Annotated in this window: 23 protein-coding genes and 1 riboswitch; of the genes, 4 read left to right on the plus strand and 19 right to left on the minus strand. The window is 45.6% G+C overall.

Going from position 1 to position 20711, the window contains the following annotated elements:
- Positions 1–5: 5 nt before the first annotated feature.
- From AB6E51_RS19085 to AB6E51_RS19120, 8 genes are all read right to left on the minus strand, one after another.
- Positions 6–962: an ABC transporter substrate-binding protein gene (locus tag AB6E51_RS19085; RefSeq protein ID WP_102428986.1), complete on the minus strand. Its 957-nt coding sequence runs from the start codon at positions 960–962 to the stop codon at positions 6–8.
- A gap of 46 nt (positions 963–1008) precedes the next feature.
- Entirely contained in the window at positions 1009–1824 is an 816-nt protein-coding gene (locus AB6E51_RS19090; RefSeq protein WP_372058143.1) for an ABC transporter permease, read from the minus strand.
- Positions 1817–2575, minus strand: a complete 759-nt coding sequence (locus AB6E51_RS19095; protein ID WP_372058144.1) for an ABC transporter ATP-binding protein — start codon at positions 2573–2575, stop codon at positions 1817–1819. The genes AB6E51_RS19090 and AB6E51_RS19095 overlap by 8 nt, the downstream gene beginning before the upstream one ends.
- Entirely contained in the window at positions 2565–3449 is an 885-nt protein-coding gene (gene thiD / locus AB6E51_RS19100) for a bifunctional hydroxymethylpyrimidine kinase/phosphomethylpyrimidine kinase (protein ID WP_017064402.1), read from the minus strand. Before thiD ends, AB6E51_RS19095 begins: the two co-directional genes overlap by 11 nt.
- A gap of 98 nt (positions 3450–3547) precedes the next feature.
- Positions 3548–3659: riboswitch (TPP riboswitch) on the minus strand.
- Positions 3660–3757: 98 nt separating this feature from the next.
- Positions 3758–4675, minus strand: a complete 918-nt coding sequence (locus AB6E51_RS19105) for a DMT family transporter (protein ID WP_017061917.1) — start codon at positions 4673–4675, stop codon at positions 3758–3760.
- 77 nt (positions 4676–4752) lie between these two features.
- Positions 4753–5493, minus strand: a complete 741-nt coding sequence (locus AB6E51_RS19110) for an AraC family transcriptional regulator (protein ID WP_017061918.1) — start codon at positions 5491–5493, stop codon at positions 4753–4755.
- Positions 5494–5738: 245 nt separating this feature from the next.
- Positions 5739–5990, minus strand: coding sequence for a DUF2999 family protein (locus AB6E51_RS19115; RefSeq protein ID WP_137002141.1), 252 nt, complete (start codon positions 5988–5990; stop codon positions 5739–5741).
- Between the two features lie 107 nt (positions 5991–6097).
- Positions 6098–7195 (minus strand): ElyC/SanA/YdcF family protein, encoded by a 1098-nt coding sequence (locus AB6E51_RS19120; protein ID WP_371724983.1) that lies wholly within the window; start codon positions 7193–7195, stop codon positions 6098–6100.
- Between the two features lie 497 nt (positions 7196–7692).
- Here AB6E51_RS19120 and AB6E51_RS19125 point away from each other — a divergent pair, with 497 nt between their 5' ends.
- Positions 7693–8367, plus strand: a complete 675-nt coding sequence (locus tag AB6E51_RS19125) for a glutathione S-transferase family protein (RefSeq protein WP_102333929.1) — start codon at positions 7693–7695, stop codon at positions 8365–8367.
- Positions 8368–8470: 103 nt separating this feature from the next.
- Here the strand turns inward: AB6E51_RS19125 and AB6E51_RS19130 are convergent, their stop codons facing one another.
- From AB6E51_RS19130 to AB6E51_RS19140, 3 genes are all read right to left on the minus strand, one after another.
- Complete coding sequence (locus AB6E51_RS19130; protein WP_372058145.1) at positions 8471–9514, minus strand: GMP reductase; 1044 nt, start codon at positions 9512–9514, stop codon at positions 8471–8473.
- Positions 9515–10292: 778 nt separating this feature from the next.
- Complete coding sequence (locus AB6E51_RS19135; RefSeq protein WP_017062430.1) at positions 10293–10733, minus strand: PAS domain-containing protein; 441 nt, start codon at positions 10731–10733, stop codon at positions 10293–10295.
- A 1-nt stretch (position 10734) separates the two neighbouring features.
- A complete protein-coding gene (locus AB6E51_RS19140) occupies positions 10735–11739 on the minus strand; it encodes a response regulator (RefSeq protein WP_029236531.1) in 1005 nt (334 codons plus the stop codon).
- A gap of 102 nt (positions 11740–11841) precedes the next feature.
- Here AB6E51_RS19140 and AB6E51_RS19145 point away from each other — a divergent pair, with 102 nt between their 5' ends.
- Entirely contained in the window at positions 11842–12039 is a 198-nt protein-coding gene (locus tag AB6E51_RS19145; RefSeq protein ID WP_102501220.1) for a hypothetical protein, read from the plus strand.
- A gap of 27 nt (positions 12040–12066) precedes the next feature.
- On the opposite strand, the gene AB6E51_RS19150 is transcribed toward AB6E51_RS19145, so the two are convergent.
- Entirely contained in the window at positions 12067–12312 is a 246-nt protein-coding gene (locus AB6E51_RS19150; RefSeq protein WP_010430578.1) for a hypothetical protein, read from the minus strand.
- Between the two features lie 200 nt (positions 12313–12512).
- The gene (locus AB6E51_RS19155; protein ID WP_372058146.1) at positions 12513–13865 is read right to left on the minus strand and encodes an MATE family efflux transporter; all 1353 of its coding nucleotides are present in this window, start codon (positions 13863–13865) and stop codon (positions 12513–12515) included.
- Between the two features lie 100 nt (positions 13866–13965).
- Between AB6E51_RS19155 and AB6E51_RS19160 the strand changes: the two genes are divergently transcribed.
- Together AB6E51_RS19160 and AB6E51_RS19165 are read left to right on the plus strand one after the other, a co-directional pair.
- The gene (locus tag AB6E51_RS19160) at positions 13966–14940 is read left to right on the plus strand and encodes a LysR family transcriptional regulator (protein WP_017068435.1); all 975 of its coding nucleotides are present in this window, start codon (positions 13966–13968) and stop codon (positions 14938–14940) included.
- A gap of 42 nt (positions 14941–14982) precedes the next feature.
- Positions 14983–15882 (plus strand): DMT family transporter, encoded by a 900-nt coding sequence (locus AB6E51_RS19165; RefSeq protein WP_372058147.1) that lies wholly within the window; start codon positions 14983–14985, stop codon positions 15880–15882.
- Between the two features lie 154 nt (positions 15883–16036).
- Here the strand turns inward: AB6E51_RS19165 and AB6E51_RS19170 are convergent, their stop codons facing one another.
- From AB6E51_RS19170 to AB6E51_RS19195, 6 genes are all read right to left on the minus strand, one after another.
- Positions 16037–16456: a VOC family protein gene (locus tag AB6E51_RS19170; RefSeq protein ID WP_108194567.1), complete on the minus strand. Its 420-nt coding sequence runs from the start codon at positions 16454–16456 to the stop codon at positions 16037–16039.
- A 228-nt stretch (positions 16457–16684) separates the two neighbouring features.
- Positions 16685–17449 carry a Fe(3+) dicitrate ABC transporter ATP-binding protein FecE gene (fecE, locus tag AB6E51_RS19175; protein ID WP_372058148.1) on the minus strand — a complete coding sequence of 255 codons (765 nt, stop codon included), beginning with the start codon at positions 17447–17449 and terminating at the stop codon, positions 16685–16687.
- Between the two features lie 2 nt (positions 17450–17451).
- Positions 17452–18423: an iron ABC transporter permease gene (locus tag AB6E51_RS19180; protein ID WP_017064389.1), complete on the minus strand. Its 972-nt coding sequence runs from the start codon at positions 18421–18423 to the stop codon at positions 17452–17454.
- Entirely contained in the window at positions 18423–19457 is a 1035-nt protein-coding gene (locus AB6E51_RS19185; RefSeq protein ID WP_029235209.1) for an iron ABC transporter permease, read from the minus strand. The genes AB6E51_RS19180 and AB6E51_RS19185 overlap by 1 nt, the downstream gene beginning before the upstream one ends.
- A complete protein-coding gene (locus tag AB6E51_RS19190; RefSeq protein WP_017064387.1) occupies positions 19454–20431 on the minus strand; it encodes a Fe(3+) dicitrate ABC transporter substrate-binding protein in 978 nt (325 codons plus the stop codon). The genes AB6E51_RS19185 and AB6E51_RS19190 overlap by 4 nt, the downstream gene beginning before the upstream one ends.
- 87 nt (positions 20432–20518) lie before the next feature.
- Positions 20519–20711 (minus strand): hypothetical protein (locus tag AB6E51_RS19195; protein ID WP_372140054.1); only part of this gene is annotated, 193 nt, incomplete at its 5' end.

The following is a 20711-nucleotide window of genomic DNA, read 5'->3' on the forward strand; positions in this document are numbered from 1 at the left end:
ATTCCTTAGTCAAAAGTCGGTACGTAGTCAGCGGCTTTCGGTAGTGATTTGATAATGCCTTTGTCGAACATGAACTGTGCGTAATCGTCGTAACGCTTCATATCTACAGCAGAAGGGCGAAGTGCAAAGCGAGTCAATGTGTCGTTCCATGCGCGTTGGTTAAGCTCGTTATTCAACGTATCTGGTGAATACGCCACAAACTCACTCCATGACTCTTGGGGGTGGTTCACAATGTAAGTCGTTGCTTGTTCCAATGCTTTGTTGAACGCTTTGATCGCTTCATCATCGTGTTTCTTTGCGTTCGCAACAAAGATAAGCTCGTCGTAAGCGGGCACACCGTGCTCTTCAGGGAAGAATGCTTTCGCTTTAAAACCTTCAAGTGCTAACTGGTTGGTTTCGAAGTTCCGTAAGCCACCCCAGATTGCGTCTACCTTGCCCGATGCCAATGAAGATGAAAGTGCCCAACCGACATTGATGGTTTGCACATCTGTAAATGCAACATTTTCTTGCGCTAACATAGTGCCGATAGTCGCTTCTTCGTTACCCGCAATCGCAATACCGATCTTCTTGCCTTTCAGATCCGCTAGCGAATCGTTCTTGCCGTTATCCAGTACCATTAGTGTGTTCAGTGGCGTCGCGATAAGGGTTGATGCACGAACTAAAGGAAGACCCGCTGCCACATCCATGGTTAAACTTGGTTGGTAAGTTACCGCTAAATCGACCTTACCTGCCGCGACCAATTTTGCTGGCGTGCTTGGGTCTGCTGGTTCTTGGATTTCAACCTCTAAGCCTTGGTCAGCAAAGTAACCACGCTCTTGAGCAATCACAATCGGGCCATGGTTCGGGTTCACAAACCAATCCAACATCAGCGTCAGTTTCTTCTGTTCAGAGTCCGCTAGAGCATGACCTGAAACCAATGAAGCAAGCAGTGCCACTGCACCTATCAATTTTGTATTTTTCACGGTTAACCTTTCCTTTTGAATATTATTCTTATGTTGAGCGAAGCCATCATTGGTTTTCCCAAGGGATAGCTTTTTTGAGTAATTTATCTGTAACGAAGTAGAGCGAGATAGACAGCACCGCCAAGATGAACAAGGCAGCAAACATCTCATCGATGATCATGCGCGCGTTGGCCTGCAGCATTAAGTAACCCAGCCCCTCACTCGAACCAACCCACTCGCCGACAACCGCTCCAATTGGCGCAATCACCACAGCCACACGAATGCCAGACGCTAAGGTTGGCAGTGCGGCAGGAAGTTGGATATGACGTAGCAATTGCCACTTCGATGCACCCATCGTCTTGGCAAGATCGAGATAACCTGTCGGTGTATTGCGTAGACCGTCGTAACAACAAGTGGTTACTGGGAAGAAGATAATGATCGCCGCCATCACCACTTTTGATGCGATGCCATAACCTAGCCACAGCATCAGTACTGGCGCGATAGCAAACACAGGGATCGCTTGGCTGGCAATTAAGATAGGCAATAGCCAACGCTTTAGCGGATCAAACATCAGCATCTGCAGGGCGAAAAACAGCCCCATCGACAAACCGAGTAACAAGCCAAGTAGGATCTCTTGCGCAGTCACCCATGTGTGTTTGAGTAACACATCGTAACGTTCAATAAGCTTGAGAAAGACTTCTGCGGGAGCCGGAAGAATGAAGCTCGGCATTTCGAAAACAACGACCACAAGTTGCCATAGGCCAAGAATCACAGCACTGCTGATAAGCAAACGAACAACAGGATTCATCTGACGAGGGCGTGCAGTGGTAGTCTGTCCGTTAGTTGAATGAGCTACAGCTCCACTTCGCGTTAGATCATTCATAATCACGCTCCAACTGATCTAAGATCGCTTGTTGCAACTCGGCACACTCACCATCGAGCACTCGTGGTGTTGATGTGAGAGGCACAGATAAAGACTGAGCATTCGCAGGTGTGCCTTGCAACACATACAAATTGTCCGCCAAACGCACCGCTTCTTGTGGATCATGGGTGATCAACACAACGGTTTTATCTCTCAACAGCTCACACGCTAAGCTCTGTAGTTTGTGTCTCGTTACCGCATCCAGCGCAGAGAACGGCTCATCCATCAACACGACTGGCTTGTCTTGCATTAAGGTTCGAGCCAAAGCAACTCGCTGACGCATACCTCCAGACAATTGATCTGGCATAGTAGACGCGTGATCAGCCAAACCAACAGCAGCGAGCAACTCTAGTGCTTGATTGGTTTGCTGTGCTTTATCAAAAGCTGGATTTTGAAAGCGATGACTCAGACATACATTGTCGATAACCGACAGCCATGGCAGTAACAAATCCTGCTGCGCCATGTAAGCGATGCGATCCGTTAAAGGCAATTCATCAGAGGTTGTCAATGTTCCCTGCCACTCCACCTTGTCGTCCAACAAGCCTGCCAGATAACGCAATACCGTGGTTTTCCCGCAGCCACTTCGACCTAGCAATACCGTCCACTTACCTGCGCTTAAGCTAAGCGACAACCCAGACAAGGTTGCGTGCTCACTGTCGTTATAACGTAAAGAGGCATTGCTGAGCTGAACACCCACCGTATTAACGGACATTCCCGTGCCCAGCGAAGAAGTGATTTACGGGCCCATGACCTTGGCCGACTTGCAACTCATCAGCATGAGCAATCGCGCGCGAAATGTATTGTTTGCCTAGCTCAACAGCCTCTGACAGCGTGTTGCCTTGCGCTAAGAAAGAAGCAATAGCAGATGAAAGCGTACAACCCGTACCGTGGGTGTTTTTGGTAGGAAAACGCTTCGCACTAATCAAAGCAGACGTGGTTGGCAGAATCAGTAAGTCGTTACTGTTCTCATCCTTCTCTAAATGACCGCCTTTGAGAAGAACGGCTTTAGCACCTAGTGCACGCAGGTCTTCAATCATATCCTGCATTTCGGCTTCGCTTTCAGGCACAGCTTTGCCCGTTAGTGCTGCGCCTTCCGGCAAGTTAGGCGTAATGATGTCTGCGAGCGGAATCAGTTCTTGTTTTAGCGTGGTGATCGCCGAGTTTTCTAAAAGAAGGTCGCCACTTGTCGCCACCATGACAGGGTCAATCACTAGGTGTTTAGGTTGGTATTGTTTGATTTTGTCCGCGACGACTTTGATGATTTGCGAATCCGCCAACATGCCGACTTTTACCGCCACGATATTCAAATCGGTAAACACTGCATCTAACTGACTAGCGACATGCTCTAGTGGGATTGGAAATATAGCGGACACGCCTTGGGTGTTCTGAGATGTAATCGCGGTAATTACCGAACAAGCGAAGCTACCCGTTGCAGACATGGCTTTAATATCAGCTTGAATGCCCGCGCCACCACCACTGTCAGAACCCGCAATGGTCAAAACAATCGGAGTATTGATCGAAGAAGATTGGTTTTCTGGTGTTTGAGTGCTGTTAGGTGATACTTGAGAATTGGAATGCTGTGTCATGGTCGCTCCTACTGTCTAAAAGACGTAAGAGAACCGAACTTTGGCCGCAAAGAGAGTGTGGAGGTGAAAGCAATGAGAGATCATTGTTGAACCACGTAGGCAAAGTAATCATAGTTCCCTACGCCAGTGTTAACTGAATCAGGTTCAACGGGTCTCGAATAACGATCTCAGCAAACACCAACTAAGGTATATGCCCCCCGACTATTGATAACGATAGTAACAGCACTCTCGCAACTGAGATACTCATTTTATTCAATTATAAGAATCACGCATGAATTTAATTCAATTAATCCCGTTTTAACAAATACTTATAATGGCTTTTTAGTTGGCTGAGATTGGATGAATAAACACATCACTATCAAGAACATACCTAGCCATCCAACCAATGGAATAAGCTCACCCACAATACACACGGCCAACACGGCGGCAACGACTGGCTCAAGTAAGGTAATCAAGTTGGCGCTACTCGCTGTGACATGGCGTAGCCCAAAACTGAAAGCGATATAGCCTAAACATTGAGGAAGTAACACCAAGTAACTCACCACCAATATATTGGTATTCGATGCGAACAAGTTATCCCCCGTAAACCAAAGCGTTGGCAGTAGCAACATCGCTCCTAGCCCAAATATGCTGCCCATCGCTGCTTGCGACTTAATGCCTTCGTCTATCAGAGCTTTTGTCGCCCATGAATAAATGGCGTAACACAACCCAGCAATCAACCCTAATCCAATGCCCAAAAGCTTCAGATCGTCACCAGAATCATTCGCTGATGATGATTCTGAAAATACCAGTAGCCCAATACCAACCACGCCAATGGCAAAGCTCGTTAACCAACGTTTGTTGATATTATTCTTTTTGCTAATAAGACACTCTAAAAGTGCAGAAAAGAAAGGAGCAGTAGCTATCGACACCACTGTGCCCATTGCGACACCAGATAACTTCATCGAAGAGTAAAAAGCCAGAGGATAGATCGCCAAAGCCAGCGCACTCGCCGCTAACAACTTTTTGTTGAGCAAAAGCTTATCAAGTGAAGATAAGATCTTTCGATACGCCAAGACTGCTTGCATTAAGCCGCCGACGCCCATTGAAAAAGCACCAATCGCTAATGGGCTGAGATCAGGCGCAAAGCTTGCGGCGGTGCCTGTCGTGCCCCATAAAACAGAAGCAAACACGATGGCTAAAGTGCCCGTTTGGAATTCGTTAACGCGATTGATGGCAAGATTCATTTCTATTACCTAGTCTATTTTCATTTCTGAAATAGATAATAGTGAACATATACTAAGTTGAGTTTGCCAAAAGGACGCTATTCTTGTTTTGGAAGACTCTCTTTCATCGAGCCCAAAAACGCCCTTGGAGACATGCCAAAGTGCTGAGAGAAGCGTCGACTGAATGCAGACAAGTCACTATAACCCACATTTTCTGCGACCAATTGAACGGGTAAATCGGTATGGCTAAGCAAGGCTTGAGCTTTCTCCATACGATAGCGAGTGATGTACTTAAGCGCACTGATTCCAATGCACTCTTTAAAGCGCTTCTTAAATTGAGTGGGGCTCAAGCAAGCCGTTTCTGCAAGCTGAGAAATAGAGAGAGGCTGGGCGTAATTATCCGCAATGAGCCTTTGGACCGCTCGAATACGAGGGTCGATGCTCTTGCTGACTTTTTGTTGCTCTAATAACAGTGAAAACACATCCAAGATGGATGATTCAATGCCACTGTCCACTTGGTATTCCAACTGCTTTTCAACAAACAGCAAGAAGCTCATTAAGGGTGGCGTGATAGTAAACACCGAGAGCTCATGCTCTAACAAGTGCTGCGGTAACTCTGCCATATCTGCGACAATAAACCGCGCTGCTTCATCCGCCTTAAACGCATGCGCTGTGGTTACCGGAATCACCACGCATTCGCCCACGGCCACCTTGCCGACATATCCCACCATTTCAATACTAATACTCCCTTGAATAGGCAGCACGAGTTGATGGTAGCCATCATGGGCATGAGTATTAAATTGCTTGGTGTAAGATCGAATGCTTAGGCTAGATTTCATGAGCAACGCCGGAATTCAGTTTATTGAAACATGAGTGTTAAAAAGAAATTACATGATTTAAGCGAGGGAGTCACATCGGACTAGTATTTTTGTCATATCTCTTTCTAGCCTTTCTAAGTCGGATCAAAAAAGCCGTTTAAGTATTGATACTCAAACGGCTTTTTACTCAAGTCTAATTCGCAATCTCAAGAACAGTTAACCGAATCGGCTATCACTTCCTAACAAAATCGCTCATTCAGACTCTATTATTTTTGAAGTTGCTCTTTAGCGGCTTCAACCTTAGAAAAATCTAGGCCAAGCTGTTCAACTGCTTCTTTGATTAGCGCAGGGTTTTGCATTACCTGGCCCATCAGCATTTGAAGTTTATCTTGTGGTAAGCCAAGTTGGCTGATCGTCGCCATTGCTGCAAGAGGGTTCTCGGTCAACGTCTTGAATAGCTCGCTGATCTGCTCGTCGCTAATATTGTTCTCTTTCAACATTGCCAAAATCGGGTTCATTTTTTTGCCTTTGAAACACTAAATTAAGTAGGAGCACAGCATACCATCTAGCTGTGCTCGATTGTACTAGCAACTTATACTTTGCCTACTGTGAAGTAACCCTAAGCCTAGCGAGACTCTAATGGGTAAGAGCGGTAGCTCCACATACCATAGGTTCTAAGCGCATCTCGGTAGATACCTAGTAGCTCACCATCACTCGCCTTCTTAAGATCTGCGAGTGGCTTGTCTGGGTAAGAAACCGTATCAAAAGTAATGCCCTGAGGGCCGGTTTGCCAGCTAGCGATTTCAAACAGAGTTTGACCACGACGAACATGGCTTGCCGAGCTAATAATGGTCGCGTGCTTAATATCATGGCGAGCAAGTGCGTAGCTACTGAATAAGGCATTGCCTACCGTGCTGGTCGCGTAATTCTCTTCGATGATGCGATCTTTGCTTACCCCTTTCTCGATAAGCCAATCCGCCATTAACTTACCTTCAGTCTTGTGGTTCTTGGGCACGCCACCCGTTAACACGATCATCGCATCAGGGTTAGCTTTCGACATTGCCAATGTGGTTTCAAGACGTTCAATCAAGATTTCATGCATAGAGCCATCAGGGTTAAGCGCGTAGCCCAAAGTGACGATGGCACCGTGATCGCTCAACAGTCCCTTATCTGCAGACTCTTTAAGAGGTGTTTCTAACACGCGGTCAACCGTTGCAAAAATACGTTTGATGTCTTCAGCCTTGCCTTTATTCAGGCTTTCCAGTTTATCCATGTGCTTGTTGGATTCACTTTCATTGCCTTCAAATCTTTGCCAAACCGCAAGATACGCATGCAAGTCGACATCGTCTGGCGCAACCGTCAGTGCTTGTTCAAACAACTCAATAGCGCGTTCTGCGTTCTTGTTGTAGATCTGAGCGTTCGCCGCCGAAATCAACAAGTCAGTACGGTAAGGTTCTAGCTGGTACGCTTCTAACAATCGGTTAGTCACAATTTCCATGTTGCTTGGCATTTTAGCCGTGAAGCCCGCGTGAGAAATTCTTGCCGGAGACTTAAACGCCTGCAACGCATCAAGAAGTAGTTGATCGACAACTTGTCGCTTAGTCACCAACTGCGCGTAATCCGCAGAAGCCTGTACAGCACCATCGTTAGCAGCAAAAGAGTAAGGTGTTGCGCCAAAAGCGAGCATGCCACCAAGAGCGAGGGCGATAATGTTCTTTTTCATGGAAAGATCCTGTGTCGTTAAGTGTTCACATCAGATTTGTTCACCAATGTAAGTCCCTAAGATTAAAAAACCGTGAACCAAACCTTACTCTCCAAGGTTTATATTCATTTGTTGCATAAGATGTGGCTGCAGATCACGATTTTGAACTTACCAATAAGCCTGTGCATCCAGATAATTCTGGTTTGAACCAGTGCTCAACGTTTTTGTTGGAATATCTGACTGCGGATTTCATACGCCCTATCCCGCCAAAAACCACCCATCACAAATCCGAACTCCGCATAAAGCAACGAATCAAAAAAACCACTTTAAGCTCATTTTTTCAACAACTTAAAATCCAACACACTGAATCGCGCGATTTTACCCCTCGCTCAAATAACGAGGTCTTCAACACATAGAGTTGGAATGCGAGTCAGAAGATCTTCAAATAATTCAAAATCAACCATTGAACGATCGTTCAAGTGGTGCTTTAATAAATGACCAATACAAGGAGTTACCCCATGCTTAAGTTCTATTTTCACCAAACACCAAACCCAATGAAGATCGCTCTGTTTTTGGAAGAGACAGGCCTAGATTTTGAACTTGTTCCTGTCGATACCTTAAAGGGTGAGCAGCATTCACCGGAATATCGTTTAATCAATCCAAATGGCAAAACGCCTGCGATTGAAGATGAAGGACAACGTGTATTCGACTCTAACGCTATCCTTCTGTATCTCTCAGAGAAAACAGGCAAGCTTGGCGGTCAGCCAGAAGACAGAGCTGAACTACTCTCTTGGATGATGTTTATCGCGAGTGGCCTTGGTCCATATTCAGGCCAATCGGTACACTTCCGCCATGCTGCACCAGCAGGCTTAGACTACGCTGTGAACCGATACCTACGTGAAGCACAACGTCACTACGAAGTGTTAGAGAAGCATATGGAAGGTCGTGAATTTATCGTAGGAAATGAGTACACCATTGTCGATGTCGCTGCATGGGGTTGGATTGACAAAGCACCAGTCGTGCTTGGTGAAGAAGGCCTAGAACCTTACCCGAACTTGAAGCGTTGGTTTAACGCAATCAACACTCGCCCTGCTGCACTGCGTGCTCGCGAAATCGGCAAAGGCATTGAGTTTAAAACCGAACGTGATGAAGAAGCGAAACGAGCACTGTTTCCTTCGAATTATGCGAAGTAGAAAAATTGAGAGTTAATGCTCTACTGAGTGATAGCTAAAACTCAAACATAAAGAGCCGCTAAAAAGCGGCTCTTGATCTTCAAACTATTCGAACTCGTTCAGATTACTCTTTACCGAATACGTTGTTCTCTTGCTCTTGTACACGGATGAAAGTAGTACGCTTAGTTAGCTCTTTAAGCTTTGCTGCACCTACGTATGTACAAGTTGAACGTACACCACCAAGGATGTCAGAAATCGTGTAATGAACTGAACCACGGTATGGAAGTAAAACAGTTTTACCTTCCGCAGCACGGTACTTAGCAACACCACCTGAGTGCTTGTCCATAGCCGACTGAGATGACATGCCGTAGAACTTCATGTATTGCTTACCGTCTTGCTCTACAACTTCACCGCCTGACTCAGAGTGACCTGCTAGCATGCCGCCTAGCATTACGAAGTCAGCACCGCCGCCGAACGCTTTAGATACGTCACCCGCACATGAACAGCCACCGTCACCGATGATCATGCCGCCAAGGCCGTGTGCTGCGTCGCCACACTCGATGATTGCAGAAAGTTGAGGGTAACCTACGCCTGTTTTAACACGTGTAGTACAAACAGAACCAGGGCCGATACCAACCTTAACGATGTCTGCGCCAGCTAGGATTAGCTCTTCAACCATGTCACCCGTTACAACGTTACCAGCAGAGATAACTTTAGTCGGGAATTCAGCACGTACTTTTTGTACATACTCAACTAGGTGCTCTGAGTAGCCGTTAGCGATATCAATACAGATAAATACGAATTCGTCGCTAAGCGCCATGATTTGCTTAGTTTTCTCAAACTCAGCTTCAGAAGTACCTGTTGAAACAAATACGTTGTTCAGCGTTTTCTTGTCTGCTGTTTTTGCGAACTCAGCCCACTGCTCTACTGTGTAGTGCTTGTGTACTGCAGTCATAACACCGTGCTCTGCTAGAGCAGCTGCCATTTCAAAGCTTGCTACCGAATCCATGTTCGCTGCAATTACTGGAGTACCAGACCATTGACGACCGCTATGCTTGAATGTAAAATCGCGGGTTAATTCAACTTGAGAACGGCTTTTAAGGGTAGAACGCTTCGGACGGAAGAGTACATCTTTGAAACCTAACTTAAGTTCTTGTTCGATACGCATGATAATTTGTCCTGTAATCATATTACGTGTCGTGCGTTTTCGGTAAGCGTTGGCAGACGCTTTACTGAGTTTCGGACACAAAAAAACCGGAGCGTTGGCAGACGCTCCGGTTTTCAGCATTATAGGCTGTGATTTACTAACAGCAAGTCTGATATTTCATTTTTTTTTGTGCTATCCTCTCAAAGATTCCATATCTGGTAAAAGCTTCCCGCCCGTCATTTCCTACTAAATTCATAGTAATTAATAACTTAACAACATATTCACGCAAACGCTGTCGGTTTATTGCGCAAACGTTTCCCTTGCAAATTCGGCGAAAAAATCTTCGATAAGGCAAATTTGTGAAAAAAGTGCCCTTTAATCACATAAAAATCACACTTTTCTTGAATCAAAAAATGCGTTTTTTCTTAAATAATTTCATTTTTTTCTGACTTTTTTCGCTTCGAGTGCCGATCTCAGCCCTCTTTCATTAGCCCTGAAATTTATAAAGTACAAAGGCAAGATCGATTAGCACGTTCGAAACTTGGATGAGCGGGGTAAAGTCCACAAAATATGGCAGGTTAGATGCGCTTATTTATGAGAACCCAGCGGATACAAGCCGCTGTTGATAGAGCCTAACAACAACTCGACTAAAGTTAACGAACACGGAACGCCTTTCTTTAGTTCGAACTCATTACTACAGGATCAGATACAAAAATGGCCAAGGGGATTAACCTTGGCCATTTTTATTTGGTTTTCAGAGTGCTCTTATAAGGCGATTCAATTTTCACCTTAAGGTACGTCAAGCCTTTTTCTGAGACATCAGAGCTTCAGCAGTCGCATCTTGAATCGACAAGAACAAGGATGTCACTTGCCCAGTTGGAGAACGCATCGGGTTAAGCGTGACGTTCTGATACATAAAGTCGGCTTGCTGAGTTACTGGCCTCACGTTGCGGCACTTAAACAGATAAGGCCTTTGTTGCCACGTTATGAAGCTACGGCAGCCTAGGTCATAAACCGGTTTTGTTTTAAGCCTAAACCACTCTTCAGGAATTTCAGGGAATAACTCAAAGATCGACTTACCGATCGCATCATGCGATTGCTTACCGCTATGGTGCGTCATGAAGCCATTCCAAACTTGTACCTGAAAGTCACGGTTAATGACCACCAGCCCCATATCGACGTTTTGAACCATGTCTACCATCCAGTGGAACTGTTCAAATTCAGCAGGAAGATTCAACATATTAAAACTCCTCCATTAGGTAGGCCAATTTGTTATCTAGAAGAGGCAGAGACTCATCAACAAACATAAATAGAAGGTCACAACGGATGGACGTGCCGTCGATGTTGTAGCTGACTTCGAACGTCATGGTCTTTTTAAATGAGCCGCTGGTATTTTCAATCACCGAATCAATCGAGATGTGTTGACCTAGCAGCACAGGAGAGCTCTGAAAGAAACGAACTTCTGATTGCTCCCCTAACCCATTCAAGAAAGAGCCGACTAAAATGTTCGATACATCCATCAACAACTCTAATTCTTCTAGCTGCTCGCTTTCTGTTGGCACCTTCATGAGCTTCTTAAGATCGCTCACACTGGAATCACTCAACAAAACTAGCGCTTCACCTGCAATGCCTTCTCCACTAAAGCCTTGGCAAACACCCGACACTTGGTCGTTATCCGCTAGGTCACGAAGTGCCATGTGCAATTCACTCACTTCGAAGATGTTCACGTTCGGCAGCGGTAGGTGAACAAACACATTAAAGTGACGAGCCAGTGCATCAGCGGCACGGCCTATCGCTACGTTCGCGACTTCCATATAGATATCGCGTCTGCGAAGTATTGGCAGTTCTAAAGCGGTTGGGGTAATGATTTGAGGTTGTTTTGGCGGCTCGACATGCTCACGTAAAATGGCTTTTAGCGCTTCTTTATCGATCGGCTTTTGCAAAAATGCTTTGGCGCCAAGATCCAGCACCTTCTGTTGTGCTTTTGGTTGTATGTCACCAGAAACAACGACAACTGGCGTGGTATCGCCTAAACGTTGCATCTCTTCCAATGTGCCATAGCCGTCTAATTCCGGCATGGTTAGGTCGAGGAACATCAATTTGAATTGGTTTTTAGCGAGCTCTTCAAGTGCATTAAGCCCATGAACAGCAAAAGTTATATCTGCATTTAGAGAACTAGGCAGTGATCGAGCCATCTGCTTCCTTGCTAACGCAGAATCATCACATATAAGAACTGGGAACGACATAAATGCACCACCGACAAATTAAAGCTAATTCGGACGAGTGTAACAGAACATTATAATATCAGGTACGGGGTGAATGAATTTATGTGTAGATTATTAGTAAGAATGATGGAACAAGCAGGTGAGCTATTATCTGGCATTATTCTTCATGAAAAACAATATGCTACAAAGGTAATAACCGTTCATCATTATAGAGTAATAGCACTTTTTGATAGAACAATAGAGCTAGTTTATGAAATGGTAGCCTTAATAAGTGAGTTTATTAAGGCTCGGTTTGCTCATTCATTTATCGGCTTTATGTAGCCATGATAAGAGACGTAATGTGAATAGCTAGAACTGATATGAAGGCCATAAAATCAGTAATGCGAAACGTATGATCACAGCAAATACCAACAACGCGATCCCCAGGCGATACCATTTGTATTCGGCGATGTTCATTGGGATACGCTTGTAGAACATCGTAATCACGCCTTTCCAATCGCTACTGCGTCTTCCGTACTGCATCATGCTCGTCAAAACAAACAGTGCGCCAAGCACTAACATTCCTTTTTCAGCCCAGAACAATCCAACTTCCATTTGTGTATTCCTTGATAAAACGGTGAGCAACTCAAATCATTCTAGTCACCTTTTAGCTCGGTTTCTGTAAGACCAAGGTCTAAATTACGAAGTACGCAATTTAGGGCTTATAGGTCATTGTTGGTAATTGATAGTTCTCGGTCAGCAATACAACGTTTATCGTTCAAGGTTCCATGGTAAAGGCGAGCATCACAAGCAAATCACGTATAAGCATGATTCGACAAATCTGGAGATTGGTTGTTCTTTTGAATGACATGCATCAATTGGATAAGCAGCAGAATACCTGTCACGCCTAAGCCAACACCGATTCCGCCCCAAATCCCTGCCAATTCGAACTTAGGCATCAAATACCAAGCCGCAGGCAAGCCAAATACCCAGTAACCGATGGCAGTCATCACGGTTGGCATAGAGACAATCTTCATGCCTCTTAGCAGGTTAATCGCCAGTAGTTGCCAAGCATCAACAATAAAGCACAAAGCAACGACCCAAATCACAGAAGCCAGTAGTGAAGTCATAGCACCCGTGCCATCGTCTAACTTGAAGATAGAAGCGATCATCTCAGGCCATATAATGAACACGGCCGACAACGCCACACTCAACACCGACACCAATATGAAGCTTTGAATCGAGGTTCTTTTTATTCCTTCGTAGTTACCCGCGCCAAAATCACGGCCAACCAAAATCGCCGCAGCTTGTGAGAAACCAAAATTGAAGTTCCAAGTAAAGCTTAAACATTGCAGCAAGATTTGGTGCAAGGCTAACGAAGCAATACTGATCGTGCCCGCCATCAAGGTGCCACCGTAAATCAAGCCATGCTCAAGTAAAGCAGCCAAGCCGATAGGTAGACCCATCAACAACAATGGGCTCATCAACTTGATTGAATACTCTTCTGTATTTAGCCAAGGGGCGAACTGCTTAAACTCGTCACGCTTAAATACCCAAACCGTATATCCAACCATCACGATAAATGCCGCGATAGCCGTACCAAGCCCTAAACCTGTTAAGCCCATGTCTAATTGGAAGGTGAGAAAGTAGCTCACTGGCACATTCAGAATTACGGTGATAATCGACATCACAAGAATGGAGCGCACGTTGCCAAACGCACTGGTTAAGCCACGAAGTACCAACAAGATAAGCGAAGGCAACATTACCCACTTCAAAGCATGGACATATTCCATGGCTAAAGTGATCACTTCTGGTGGCTGTTTGGCTGCTTCTAATACCAACGGAGCAAACCAGAAGCTGGCCATTAAGGTCACGCTGAGCACGAATGCCAACATGGTTGCGCCTTTCACCGCCAATCTAATTTGAGTATTACCAAACTCAGGGCGAGCTACTCGCTGACCATAAGCGATCGCAATCAAATTCGCGACACAACCCACGGTGCTGCTCGCAATAATGAAGATGAAAAAGTAGATTGAGGCACCTAAGCCACCAGCCGCAAGGGCTGACACACTGATACGCGACATCATCCAAACATCAGTAAGGACTAACGCCATAGAGATCAGCTGTGAAATGATCAAAGGGAATGCAAGAGTGAGTATTTTTTTCATGAGCGCCTCAGTTAATTTCGCCCAAAATACGATCGATGAGGCTGGCGTTCAATTGATAAATTTGCGACTCTAACATTCCATAAACTCATGCGAACGAATTATGACCCCATATCCTAGCTTGCCATCATCACATAATGGCTTAAAAGCCTTTGAAGCTGCCGCAAGGCTGATGAGCTTTACGCTGGCTGCCGAAGAGCTGCATGTGACACAAAGTGCGATCAGCCGACAGATCAAACAGCTTGAAGATGAGTTAAACGCATCACTGGTTATTCGTAAGCATCGAGCCATAGAATTAACGGTACAAGGTCATGATTTGTATGTGGCTTTGCGAGAAAGCTACGGTAATATCGAAGCTGTTATCGCCTCTTGGAGTGAGCCCAAGCAGAAGCGTATCGTGATCAAAGCGACTCTGAGTTTCGCGACGCGAGTATTGATCTCCAAAGTTCGGGAATTAAACGAGCGTTATCAAGATCATGAGATAGTCATTGTTCCTGTGATTGAGGAAGACGAATCGATTAATAGTAGTGAGTATGATCTACTGATCTTCCACACGCGTTTCAAAAAACGCTATGACAAGGCACCTGACATTACCTTCTTGCGTGAAGAGTTCATGGCGCCGGTTTGCTCTACTAGTTTAACCACCAAAGACACCGACCTTGATTCAATCTTAACCTTGCCAAGGCTGCATCCAACCTTAGATCATCACGACTGGAAAGTGTGGCTGGCCGATGTTGAATTCCCACCAAAGAAACCTGTCAGAAATACCAGCTTCTTGTCTTTAGATATGGCGCTCAGTGCCTGTCTATCCGGTGAAGGGGTTACGGTCACGGATCTGTTGTTAGTTCAACAAGATCTCCAACGAGGCTTCTTGTACTGCCCTAGAAATGCAAAAATCCAACACAGTGCTTGGACTTACTTCATGCACCAGCGTAGTCACACGCCTATCATCAACGACCTTATTGAATGGCTTAGAGAAGAGACAACAAAAGAGATCGAGTTGCTGAAAGTACTCGCACAGCAATATCAATGGTTTGGTGTAATAGAACAGGACAAAGACTTTGGTCGGCTCTTCTAAACTAAGTTATGATTCCTTTTCCCTCAGCCTATTGATATTTTTATGTCTTCTTTCTCTTTTTCACAAATCCCTGTTGGGGTTCGATTCATGATCCTCTCCGCTTTTGGATTCGCACTGATGTCAGCTTGTGTGAAATACGTTAGCAATTACGGCATACCTGTATTTGAAATTGTTGCAGCAAGGGCTTTGGTGTCGTTGATCATCAGTTATATCGATGTGAAGCGCAAACGTATTTCTATTTGGGGCAACAACAAACCTCTGTTGTTTGTTCGTGGCGCTGTTGGTACCGCAGCCTTGATGTGTGTTTACTACGCTGTGACCACTTTGCCATTAGCAGAAGCAACCATTCTGCAATACGTGCATCCTGTCTTTACCGCGTTACTTGGCGTACTGTTCCTGAAAGAACGCGTCCAAAAGTCGACCATGATATGCATTGTATTCTGCCTAGCGGGATTATCGGTAATGGTACAGCCAAGCATGAACAGCAGCGCGAGCAGCGAGTTGCCGCTATTCAGTATTATGCTGGCGTTGTGTGGCGCGTTTGGTAGCTCAATTGCTTATGTGATTGTAAGAAAGCTTAGCCAAACTGAAGACAGCTCGGTGATCATCTTCTACTTCCCACTGGTCGCTCTGCCAATATCGACCGCCCTGATCTGGAACGACTTTGTATGGCCTAGCCTTTTCTTAACCATGATGCTGGTTCTGGTCGGTATTTTCACTCAGATCGGCCAATATGGTTTGACCAAAGCAATGCAAACCCAAGCAGCAGGTAAAGCTTCAGCTTACTCATACGTTCAGATCGTATTCTCAGCACTATTAGGTGTTTGGGTGTTCAATGAGATTCCATCAGTTTGGACCTACCTAGGTGGTGGCCTTATTGTGACGGGTGCTCTTATCAATGTGTTTGGCAAACAACTGTTGGTGCCGTTTAGAGCTAAGTAGATAGCCAAATAACAGAGCTGAATACCATTTAGCTAATCAGCGATTAAATAGATCTAAAAAGGGCATTGCGGATTATTCCACAATGCCCTTTTCTATAAATGCTCTAGCGCGTTTTCATTCAGCTAACCAACTTTAATAAAGCGGCGTATTACGGCTAGCTTGTAGCGTTACGTAGTTTTGGATCGTCACTCAAATACTCAACGAACTCGATTTCAAAACCGGCCGGATCCACAAAGTAGACGTTTTTACGATAAGGTTCTTCGGCACCGGGTTTGGCAATTGGGAAGCCTGCATCAACAAGCCGCTTGGTTACGCTTTCGATATTATTGGTCACATAAGCGAAGTGTGCGAGACCAACAGAATGCCCTGCCAAATCTCTATTTTCACCTTCACCGTGATCACTTATTGCGATGTATTGGTACTCGTCACCCAAATGCAGCCAGTTACGTGGCTTACCTGACCACTCCCCTTTTCCCTCGTCACGGACATACCAATGAGGGAACGCCGCTTTATAGAAAACCAGCATTTCTGGGATGTCTTTTACCACTAAATTCACATGTTCAAGTTGGATCATTCTTCTCTCCTTAAAGTATTCTCGTAAGCAACGTTGCATATCCTAATACCTCAAGTTAAGTTGAGGTAAAGCACTAATTTGCATTTATTTCGAGAACGTCTTTAGAGCCCAAACTGTTCTACTTTGACTACATACAAACCTTAAGTTTAGACGACTTAATCTAATGTGGCTTCCTTGCCTGTGTTCTGTTCTTTGTGCCTTGGTGATCTCGTTGTTCAGAACAGATAACTAAATCGCGACACACATTGGTGTATTTGAAACAGGGTCACGAAACACGCTCGCTTTGAGATCAAACACGTTACTGAGCATAGTTTCGGTCATCACCTCATCAGGCGAGCCTTCTACTATTAAACACCCTTTTTCCAAAACCACTAGATGGTCGCAGTAACGACTGGCTTGGTTAAGATCATGCAACACAACAACCACCGTTTTTCCTTTGGCATTCATCTGTTGCATCAGGTTCATTAATTCCACCTGGTGAGACATATCAAGGTATGTGGTCGGTTCATCCAACATCACTACGTCCGTATCTTGTGCAATTACCATCGCAATCCATGCTCTTTGACGCTGGCCACCAGACAGTGACTCAACAGGCTTTTCAGCAAACTCAAGCACACCTGTATCACGCATAGCTTGTTCGACAATCCTTTGATCGTCCTGCCCTAGCCTCCCCCAATGAGACACATAAGGCGAACGGCCATATTCGACCAACTTTCTTACCGTGATCCCCTCAGGGCTTACCAAGATTTGCGGAAGAAGTGACAACGAACGAGCAAGCGCTTTATCGCCATAGCTTGATAGCGGTTTGTCTTCAAACAACACCTCTCCAGCCACTGGTTTGTTAATTCTGACTAACGTCTTTAACAAGGTAGATTTACCGCACCCGTTAGGTCCTATCAATGCGGTGATTTTTCCCTTAGGGATAGAAACCGACAGGTTCGGTATGATCGTTTGTTTGCCGTACGCGACGGAAAGATTCTGCGTTTTAAGCATGGTTACCAACCTCGATAACGATAGAGAAGAAAGATGAAATAAGGCGCGCCAATCACAGACGTGAGAACGCCTGCTGGCAATTCAATAGGTGGTTGTAGACCTCTGGCCAACCCATCAGCGCTGGTAACCAGAATTGCCCCCACCAGTGCAGATGCTGGGATTAACAATTTATGATTATGCCCAAACAACAAGCGTGCTAAGTGAGGTGCCAATAAACCCACAAAACTGATCGTTCCAGCAACAGAAACGCTAACACTGGCAAGCAATACAGCGGCCAATAACGCGAGAGCTTGAATCTGTTTTGGATTAGTGCCCAATGTGGTCGCACTTTCCTCGCCAAGCCCCATCACATCTAATCGCCACGCCAACCATAATGCCATGGGTAACAACAAGAGCAGCACGCTCCAAATAAACGGGACTTGCTGCCAGTTTCGTCCCCAAAGGCTGCCAGTAAGCCACACCATAGCCGTGTTGATCTCGATCGGGTTGGTAACCAGCAAGAAGTCGATACAACTGGCCAGAAACGCACTCACCGCAATACCAATCAGCGCCAATTTGGCGGGTGTTGGCCTTGACCACCATGCCAATACCGCAATCAGCCCTGCAGCCAATACCCCACCGAACATAGCTACAACAGGAAGCACACTGACTGGCGCATTGGGGAACCAAACTAAACTCGCTGTCGCAGCAAGGCCTGCCCCGGCGCTAATACCCATAAGATCAGGCGATGCTAACGGATTACGTATCACGCCTTGCACTAATACCCCTGAAAGCCCTAACCCTGCGCCCACGCTTATCGCGAGCAACATACGTGGTAGCCGATACTGATGGATAACAAAGTCGTCGCTGGAAAACGCGACCAAATGTTCGATGACTTGAGAAACAGAAAGCGAAGCTGCTCCGACAAACAAACCTGCGGATGCCACTAATATGAGAATCCCTGATAACAAAATTATCTTAGTGTGATGGTGCATTAAGATCTCCTCGTCGCAATCAAAATAAAACAAGGTGTTCCGAGCAAAGCAGTAATAACACCAACGGGTGTTTCAGTCGGGAAAGCAATCGCTCGCGACAGTGCATCTGACCAAGACACTAATGCTGCGCCTGCCAATGCTGAAATAGGAATCAGTAAATGATAATTGTGCCCAACAATAGGTCGAACCAAATGAGGCACTAACAATCCAACAAAGCCAATTGGCCCTGCGATAGCGACGCTTGCTCCGGCAAGCAACACGATCGTCAGTCCACTCACGAGGCGAGTAAACCTGATGTTGCTGCCCAACCCCACTGCAACTTCTTCGCCAAGTGCCAGTAAGTTGAGGTTGCGGGCAAGACTCATTGCCAACACCAAACCAATCACTACAGGCGGCCAAAGCTGTTGCCATTGCTCATCATCCACACTAGACAGTGAGCCAGTAAGCCAATGCAAGACGCTATAAGCCATGTCGTCAGCAAGAATCAGCGCCGCTCGTGTCAGTCCGAGCAATAACGCAGTAATGGCGATACCCGCGAGAACCAAACGTAACGGATGAGAACGTTCGGAGAAAAAACCACCGAGGAGCATAACGGCACCGCCGCTTAGCAATGCACCAAGAACCGCATTAAGGATTGGGTTTAAATCACTAACCACAGGTATGCCTATTGCAGCTAACGCCATAAAACAGGCTGCGCCAGCGTTAATGCCAAGAATCGACGGAGACGCGAGTGGATTGCGCGTCAAACCTTGCATCAATAGCCCAGCGACGGCCAAACTCGCACCAATCAATAGCCCAGCACAAGTTCTTGGCGCTCTTAGCGTCGCCAATATTTGATGAGTCATGTTGCTTTCATCAAACGCAAACCAGTAGTGAATCAAGTCACTCAATGTTAAAGAGAAATTAGACCACCCAGTCATAGAGGCCGCGTAACCAGACAGTGCCAAACACGACACTAATGCCGTAAATAATATGACTCGCCACGACAGTATTGGCCAGAATCGCTTACTTTTAGAGAACGACATCGTACTCATGATGGGTCCAAGATCTGCTCAAGATTTTTCGCCATTTGTTCTGCCGCTAACATGCCTCGATTCAATGACCAAAGTGCTGGTGACACTTCTACAACTTGCTGATTTTTAGCAGAGGTTAGTACATTGAATAACGGATTTTTCTGCCAATCATCAACAATATTAGGATGAGAGTAAGCGCCAAGGAGCAACCAATCCGGATTGGTTTTCAACAACAACTCAAAACTGGTTGGTAAATATGCCTTCTCTGTTGGTTTCACAATAGGGCTCGCAATACCTAATGCGGTCAGCACGCCCCCTGCGTAAGATGCAGGGCTATGTAACCACATACCTTTATCCGACACGACAGCGAATTGGACGGTTTGTTTGAGCGAGAAATGACTTTTGAATTCAGCCATGGCGTGTTGATGTTGTTGAATTCGTTGTTCCATTGACGATTGCTTGTCGAGAGCGATGCCAATCTTGAGCGCAGACTCCAAATTCTCTTGATACGTCTCGCCGCGGCTTTTGAGCAGCAGAGTTGGTGCGATGCGTTGTAGATCTTGATAGACAGTACGATGACGCTCTGCATCTGCAATGATCAGGTCAGGCTTTAATACCGCAATGGCTTCTAGGCTAGGCTGAGAACGCATGCCAACTGATTCCCATGGTTGAACCAATTCGCGTACCGCCGGAATCACTCGCGAAGCATCATTGTCATCAGCAACACCAACAGGAGAAACCCCCACCGCAGCTAGCGCATCTACAAATGAGAACTCCAACACCACAATACGTTGCGGAGTAGTCGCTATCTCAAACTGACCCTGCTCATCTTGTATGACCCTGGTTTGTGCTGAACTGGAGAATGAAAACAAGCTTAAAACCAACAAAGCTAAGGTTATCGCTATCCTGCTGAATAAAAACTGCTTATTGAGTGACAGCAGTCCGTTCGACAGCATCAATTGATTCGAAAACAAAAGGCGAGAGTTGTTTTCCATATTTAATTTTCCTTAAACGCTAGAACCGTGAAAGTCGCCAAGAGTATTGGCGACTTTTATTCGTTATTACTTTCAATAAATTACGTATTAGAACTGATAATTCAGATCCAAAGTGTAAGAACGTCCTGGTGCTGGATAACGACCAACCGGGCTGGTATCAATACCGCGGAAGTAATAGTCCTCATCAAACAAGTTGTTCACCGCAAGGTTCATTCGCAGCTTACTGTTTTCATCCTTGTACAAATCCGAACCTAGGTTAAAGTTCCAGACCATGTAGGCA

The sequence above is a fragment of the Vibrio sp. 10N.247.311.47 genome (assembly GCF_041467535.1).
GTDB classification, from domain to species: domain Bacteria; phylum Pseudomonadota; class Gammaproteobacteria; order Enterobacterales; family Vibrionaceae; genus Vibrio; species Vibrio crassostreae_C.